The sequence below is a fragment of the Brevibacterium samyangense genome, from assembly GCF_039529845.1.
Classification (GTDB): Bacteria; Actinomycetota; Actinomycetes; order Actinomycetales; family Brevibacteriaceae; genus Brevibacterium; species Brevibacterium samyangense.
This window is the reverse complement of sequence record NZ_BAAANO010000004.1, coordinates 221829-227506: the sequence shown is the minus strand read 5'-3', so window position 1 is coordinate 227506 and position 5678 is coordinate 221829. Positions and strand designations below refer to the sequence as shown.

General features: G+C 73.2%; 3 protein-coding genes and 2 pseudogenes. 1 reads left to right on the top strand and 4 read right to left on the bottom strand.

Annotated elements, in window-relative coordinates; all coding sequences use genetic code 11:
• Positions 1-300: 300 nt before the first annotated feature.
• On the top strand, positions 301-1071 hold the full coding sequence (locus tag ABD172_RS02305) for an SDR family NAD(P)-dependent oxidoreductase (protein ID WP_344306569.1): 771 nt from the start codon (positions 301-303) through the stop codon (positions 1069-1071).
• A 6-nt stretch (positions 1072-1077) separates the two neighbouring features.
• On the opposite strand, the gene ABD172_RS02300 is transcribed toward ABD172_RS02305, so the two are convergent.
• The 4 genes and pseudogenes from ABD172_RS02300 to ABD172_RS02285 all read right to left on the bottom strand — a co-directional run.
• Positions 1078-2661: an FAD-dependent oxidoreductase gene (locus tag ABD172_RS02300; protein WP_344306567.1), complete on the bottom strand. Its 1584-nt coding sequence runs from the start codon at positions 2659-2661 to the stop codon at positions 1078-1080.
• A 134-nt stretch (positions 2662-2795) separates the two neighbouring features.
• Positions 2796-3965 (bottom strand): annotated as a pseudogene (locus ABD172_RS02295) (zinc-dependent alcohol dehydrogenase); the annotation flags it as partial.
• A 225-nt stretch (positions 3966-4190) separates the two neighbouring features.
• Positions 4191-4508: pseudogene (locus ABD172_RS02290) on the bottom strand (glycosyltransferase); the annotation flags it as partial.
• A 121-nt stretch (positions 4509-4629) separates the two neighbouring features.
• A partial coding sequence (locus ABD172_RS02285; protein ID WP_344306565.1) for a PfkB family carbohydrate kinase occupies positions 4630-5678 on the bottom strand: 1049 nt, incomplete at its 5' end.

Sequence of the window (5678 nt, the reverse complement as noted above, 5' to 3'; positions counted from 1 at the left end):
GTCATGGGGTGGGCCCGCCACGCGAGCCCACCCCAATTACGCAACAGCCACTCAAAGCGCTGCTTCGGGCGCAGAGCGTACTTCTGGCGGGAGTGTCGACTGTGGTCGACCGGGCCGTGGCCGGAGGTGCGTGCCCGTTCGAACGGTGGACCGCCTCGGCCCGGAGCCCGACACGGGGTGTTGCCGGGCGCCGGGGGCCCGTAGCCTGGCCGCGTGGGTGGAATCCCGCCCGCGCGGCCGTCTTCGTTCCGGCCGGACCGATCCCGGGCGCGGTCTCGCGCCACGAAGAAGGAGCACCCCATGACGTTCCCCGTTCTGCAGGACAAGGTCGCCATCGTCACCGGCGCCGCGATGGGCATGGGCGAGGCGACCGCCCGACTCTTCGCGGAGGCCGGTGCCAAGGTGATCGTCGCCGACTTCAACGTCGAAGCCGGTGAGAAGGTCGTCGCGGACATCACGGCCGCCGGCGGCACCGCCACGTTCGTCGCGGTCGACATCTCCGACGAGGCCCAGGTGGAGGAGATGGTGAAGGCCGCGGTGTCGACGTACGGTCGCCTCGACGTCGCGGTGAACAACGCGGCACTCAAACCCGACCAGGCGCCCTCGGCCGAGCTCGATCCGGCGTACTGGGACCGCCTCATGTCCGTCGACCTCAAGGGCACCGCGCTGTGCCAGAAGCACGAACTCAAGCAGTTCCTCGCCCAGGGCGAGGGCGGTTCGATCGTGAACATCGCCTCGGTGTCGGGGTTCCGCCCGCAGCCGGGCAACCCTGCGTACACCGCCGCAAAGCACGGCGTCGTCGGCCTCACGAAGGTCGCCGCACTCGAGTACGGTTCGCTCGGGGTCCGGGTGAATGCCGTCGCTCCCGGGGCCGTCCAGACCCCGATGCTCGACGCCGCCCTCGAGGAGATCGGTGCCGACCGTGACGAGTTCGCGAAGCAGCTGTCCTCGCTCGGTCGGTTCGCCGACGCCCGCGAGATCGCCCAGGCCACCCTGTGGCTGTCCTCCGACGCCGCGTCCTACGTCCACGGCACGACTCTCAAGGTCGACGGCGGGTTCACGGGCATGTGAGCCCCTCTATCGCCCGACCCGCAGATCGTCCCCGGTCGGGCCCTCGATCCGGGCACCGTCGCGGGTGAACCGGGATCCGTGGAGCGCACAGTCCCACGAGCACTCGGCGTCGTTCCACGTGAGCGGGAACCCCATGTGCGGGCACGCCGGACCGATCGCCGCCCGGCCCACTCGCACGTCTCCGGCCTGCCGCGCGAGCGCCCGAGGTGCCGCGAGGGCCGCGCCGAGCGCTCGCACCGCCGTCCGGGCCCCCGGGGGAGAACCGAACGTCACCTCCTCGGGCAGGCCGAGGATCCGGTCGACCGTCCGGAGTGCAGCGGCCGGTGCCGCCGTCATGCCCCATTTCGCGTAGCCGCCCGCCCAGTGCACGCGCCCGCCCCAGCCGGGCAGCACCTCGGCCATGGGGACGAGCCCCGCGGGGTGCAGGTCCTGTGCCGACCACGCGTGGGTGAGCTGCGCGTCCGGGAACGCGCGGGCCGTCCATGCCTCGAGCTCCTGCGGACGCACACGCGGGTGCGCCTCGTCGCCCGTCCGGTGTCCCTCCCCGCCGACGAGGAGGTACCGTTTCCCGGCCACCGTGGCGGTCCGCAGGGACCGGGAGTCGGGGCCGACACCGAGGTACATCCCCGGCAGGTCCCCGTCGTACTCGAACGCGCACAGGTACGACCTGCGTGCGACGAGCTGCGCGACCGTCCGCCCGCGGTCGAACACGGGCGAGCCCGTCGCGAGGACCACCTGCCCGGCCTGCACTTCGACCGCACCGCTGCCCTCGTCCCGGTCCGTACCCTCACGATCCGTGCGCAGCGCGACCACCTCACCGTCCCGGTCCATGCCACTCACCCGCACTCCGTACCCGAGGCGCCCGCCACCGGCGACCACCGTGTCGGCGAGCGCCTCGAGGACGTCGAGCGGATCGAACGCGTCCTGTGCCGGCAGTTCGATCGTGGTGCCCCGCCCGAGCGGGGTGTCGGCGTCGGTGCGCAGGTGCAGTCCGGCGGCAGGGCCGGTACAGGGTGGCGCGGTCCCGGCTTCCGGCCCGCCCGCGTCGCCGTACGCTTCGCCGTACGCGGCGAGGACGGGGTCGTGGAGGAAGGCGTCCCGGAGGAACGCGTATTCGTCCTGCACCGAGGCAGTCGCGCGGTCCCCGGCGGACCCGGATCCGGTCGCCACCGTGAATGCCGGAACCCGCTCGATCGGCACACCGTGCGCGGAACAGAACCCCCGGAGCCACTCCTGCCCGCGCACATGCGCCCGCAGGTGTGCCCGCGCGGTGTCCACTCCCAGCGCCTCGGCGATCTCGTGGTGCCGTGCCCCCTGGAGGACGGTGGACTTCGCGGTCGTCGCGCCGCTCGCGAGGTTCCCGATCCCTCCGGCCTCGAGCACGAGGACGTCCACGCCCGCCCGCACGAGGAGGTGCGCCGTCACGAGGCCGGTGAGCCCGGCACCGATGACGACCACCTCGGCGCGGAGTGCCTCGCCCGCGGGCGCTTCGGGATGAACGGGCGCCGCGGGAAGGGTCATGCCGGAACCCGCGGGGCCGGAACGGGCGCGTTCCTTCCACACCGGGCTCCGCGCGACGGACCGGGTCACGGCAACTCCGTCACCGGGAGGCGTTCACCCGCGTCCGGCTGCAGCCCGTCGCGATCCGCGCGCCGGTCGGCCTCGGTGACGGTATCTTCCCGGGCGCCCTCGACACGCCGGTCCGTTCCCGCGACACCACCGCGCGGGTCGAGCACGACCTTGATGCAGCCGTCCTCCTTCTTCTGGAACATCTCGTACGCCTGGGGCGCGGCGTCGAGCGGGACCCGGTGGGTGACGAGGTCCGCGGTGCCGAGCGGGTCGTCGGGGTCCTCGACGAGGGGCAGGAGCGTGTCGATCCAGCGTTTCACATTGCACTGGCCCATCCGCAGCTGGAGCTGCTTGTCGAACATCGTGAGCAGCGGCATCGGGCTCGCGGTTCCGCCGTACACGCCGGACAGGGACACGGTGCCCCCGCGGCGGACGAGGTCGATCGCGGTGTGGAGCGCGGCGAGGCGGTCGACGCCCGCGTTCTCCATGACCTTCTCCCCGAGGGCGTCCGGGAGCATCCCGACGAGGGCGTGCGCCGCCCCGGCGACGGGGGAGCCGTGCGCCTCCATCCCCACGGCGTCGACGACCGCGTCGGGTCCGCGGCCTCCCGTCGCCTCGCGGATCGTGCCGGTGGTGTCCTCGGCGGGTTCGTAGACCTCCACGCCGTACTTCGCGGCGAGGGCGCGTCGTTCCGGCACCGGGTCGATACCGAACACCCGCGCCCCGAGGTGGACCGCGATCCGGGCACAGAACTGTCCGACCGGACCGAGACCGAGCACGGCCACGGTGTCGCCCTCGGAGACGTCGGCGTACGCGACGGCCTGCCACGCGGTCGGGAGGATGTCCGAGAGGAACAGGTACCGCTCGTCGGGCAGCTCGGTGCCGACGCGAATGGGCCCGTAGTCCGCGTGGGGGACCCGGAGGAACTCCGCCTGACCGCCGGGTACGGACCCGTACATCCGGGAGTACCCGAAGAGCGCGGCACCGCTGCCGTACTCGGTGACCTGCGTCGTCTCGCACTGGGACTGCAGCCCCGTGCGGCACATCGTGCACGTGCCGCACGCGATGTTGAAGGGGACGACGACCCGGTCGCCGACCTGCAGACCGGTGTCCGCGCCCGCCTCGACGACGGTGCCCATGGGTTCGTGCCCGATGACGTCCCCGCGGTCCATGAAGGGCCCGAGGACCTCGTAGAGGTGGAGGTCGGAGCCGCAGATCGCGGTCGAGGAGACCTCGATGATCGCGTCGGTCGGTGCCTGCAGCGTCGGATCCGGGACGGTCTCGACGCTCACGTGTCGTTTTCCCTGCCAGGTGAGTGCTTTCATCGCTTCCTCCTGTGAAGTGCGGAATGGATCGTCGAAGTGCGGAACGGTTCGTCGTGCGGTGTCGTGGGGCGAATGCCGGTCAGCTGTCGGTGACCACCTCCACCGCCTCGGTGCGGCGGTCCGGGACGGTCGTCGGCGCCTCGATGTGGACGGCACCGCTCGGGAGGATCCCGGCCCCGCTCGTCCGCAGTGCCTCGAGCATCCGGGTGAGGGGCCGGGCTCGAGCCACACGTCACTGTCGAGGAACAGCACGTACGGACTCCGCGCCCGCTCGAGGAGGAACTGCCGTTGCTGGGCGAGCCCGTTCCGGGGCAGGTTCCGTTCGGTGAGCACCTCGCGGCCCTGGGCCCGGAGGACCCGGAGCATCGCGGCGACGGCGGGGTCGTCCCACACGGGTGCGGGCGACTGGTCGCTCAGCACGATCCGGAGGTCCGGAGCCGTCTGGGAGGCCAGGCCCGCGAGGGTCGTCGCGAGTGCGGAGGGCCGTTCGAAGCACGGGACGAGGACGTCGACCTCCGCCTCGGGGGAGGTGCGGACGGGCATACCGCGAGTGCGGGCCGCAGGCAGCGGGCCGGTGCCCGGGCCCGTCCTCCCGGTCGGAGTCCGGGTGGAGTCCTGTGGTGCGCCCGCGGCGTCGACGAACTCGGCGCCCCAGACGGCGGAATCACGGGCCGACATACGTGCCTCCTCTCCCCGCAGTGGCCGCACCGGGCAACTCCTCCTCGTCGTCGGCGAAGAGGTCGAGGATTCGCACCTGCCCGCCGTACTCCTCGACCGCGGCGCGTTCGGGCACCATGTCCGCGGTGTAGTCGCCGCCCTTGACGTACACATCGGGGTGCAGGGCCCGGATGAGGGTCTCCGCGGTGTCCTCCGGGAACGGGACGACGTGGTCGACGCACGCGAGCGCCGCGAGCAGTCCCGCGCGTTCCTCGAGGGGGACCCGGGGGCGACCCGGGCCGCGGAGCCGGGCGGTGGCGGCGTCGTCGTTCACCCCGACCACGAGGACGTCCCCGAGGTGCGCCGCCTGCGAGAGGTACTGCGTGTGTCCGTGCCGGAGCCCGTCGAAGCACCCGTTCGTGAGGACGATCCGGCGCCCGGCCGCGCGCGCCTGCGTGAGGTCCGCCTGCAGCGCCGGCAGTGCTCGGACGACGGAGCCGCTGCCGGACAGGTGCGCGCGCAGGTCCTCCGCCCGGCACAGGCTGGTCCCGAGGCGGTGCACGACGACGTCCGCCGCGGCCTGCCCGAGGTCCGCCGCCGCGGTGAGCGGCACTCCCGTGGAGAGCGCGAGGGTGAGGGCCGCGACGAAGGTGTCCCCGGCCCCGGACGCCTGTTTCTCCGTCGCCGGGTCCGCCCACGTCCGGTGCCGGATCCCCTCGGGCCCGAGCAGCACGGTGCCGTCCCGGTCGAGCGTGACGACGACATGGGTCGCCGAGGTGCGGGTGAGGAGCGCCTCCGCGTGCACCTCGAGTGCCCGCAACCGGGCGGCCCCGGTGCCGAGCCGGGTGCCGAGCACCGCCTCGGCCTCCGCCGCGTTCGGGGTGACGACGTCCGGGCGGAGAGCCGCCCAGGCGGTCGGGTCGTGGGCGTCGACGACGAGGAGCGGCCGTTCGGGCGCGGCGTCCGCGACACTCCGCACTCTGCCGTCGGCGGGCCCGGGACCGAGAGCACCGGCGAGCGCCTCGGCGACCCGGCAGTGGTGGAGCGTCGTGCCGT